Origin of the sequence: Marinobacter goseongensis (genome assembly GCF_023156235.1) — a bacterium.
GTDB lineage: Bacteria > Pseudomonadota > Gammaproteobacteria > Pseudomonadales > Oleiphilaceae > Marinobacter > Marinobacter goseongensis.
Genome location: NZ_JAKZAI010000077.1, coordinates 1 through 1,219, shown reverse-complemented (window position 1 = coordinate 1,219; position 1,219 = coordinate 1). Strand labels below are relative to the sequence as shown.

Annotated in this window: 1 protein-coding gene; it reads right to left on the bottom strand. The window is 55.0% G+C overall.

Going from position 1 to position 1,219, the window contains the following annotated elements:
- Nucleotides 1–27: 27 nt before the first annotated feature.
- Nucleotides 28–1,151 (bottom strand): IS3 family transposase gene (locus tag MLC70_RS18405; RefSeq protein ID WP_248185999.1). Its coding sequence is split into 2 segments (ribosomal slippage): nt 28–893 and nt 893–1,151, totalling 1,125 coding nucleotides; the frame shifts between segments, so codons are not numbered across the junction.
- Nucleotides 1,152–1,219 lie beyond the last annotated feature (68 nt).

Below are 1,219 nucleotides of genomic sequence, written 5' to 3'. Positions count from 1 at the left end.
CTGACCTGCCCCCAATCACCGAACCACTCACTGCTTAGTAATGTCGGTTAATTTCGACCCTTTTCCCGTAGTCCGATAGCCAGCGGCAAACTCCAGTGGTGTCTGGTAGCTCAACGCTGAATGGGGCCGATTTTCGTTATAATCTCGTCGCCAGTTTCCGATTACTTCTCTGGCATGGGCCAGATCCCGGAACCAGTGTTCGTTCAGGCACTCGTCTCGGAAGCGCCCATTGAAGCTTTCGATGAAGCCATTCTGAGTCGGCTTTCCGGGCTGGATCAGCTTCAGCTCCACCCGGTTGTCATAAGCCCACTGATCCAGAGCCTTACTGGTAAACTCCGGCCCCTGATCTGTCCTGACAGCCTGAGGATAGCCTCTGAAGGCGGCTATGGCATCCAGAGTGCGGGCAACCTGATTGCCAGAGATACCATTGGCCACAGGAATGTCGAGGCACTCCTTGGTGAAGTCATCCACAATAGTCAGGCACTTTATCCGACGGCCACACGCCAGTGCATCCATGACGAAATCCATAGACCACGTCTGGTTCGGAGCTTCCGGTAGCACCAGTGGCTGACGCTCCATGGCAATACCTTTGCGGCGCTTGCGTTTCGGGACGGCCAGACCAGCCTCCCGATACAGCCGGTAAACCTTTTTATGATTCACATCGATTCCTTCCCGTCGCAACAGTTGATGAACCCGTCGATAACCAAACCGACGGCGTTCATGGGCCAGTTCCGAAATGCGCTCGGTGAGCGCACTGTCGGTAGCCGCAACGGTGGAGCGATAGTGAAACGAAGCGCGGGATAACCCGACGAGAAAACAGGCCCTGCGCTGGGAAATTGGCGTTTGCTCCTGCATCGCCCGCACGGCCTCGCGCTTGTTCTCGACGGTCAGTACTTTCGGTTGAGAGCCGCCTTCAGAGCCTCGTTGTCCAGAAGAGATTCAGCCAGCAGCTTCTTGAGCCTGGCATTCTCATCCTCGACCGTCTTCAACCGGCGAGCTTCTGAGACCTCCATGCCGCCGAACTTCTTGCGCCAGGTGTAAAAGGTGGCGTCAGAAATGTTGTACTTGCGGCACAGTTCCTTCACCGCCAGGCCTGCTTCCGCTTCCTTCAAAATGCTGATGATCTGCTCGTCTGAAAATCGCTTTTTCATGTTCATCGTCCTCTGCTGTGATGAACATTACTAAGCTGAAAACGGTTAAGCTAGAGGGGAGCAGGTCA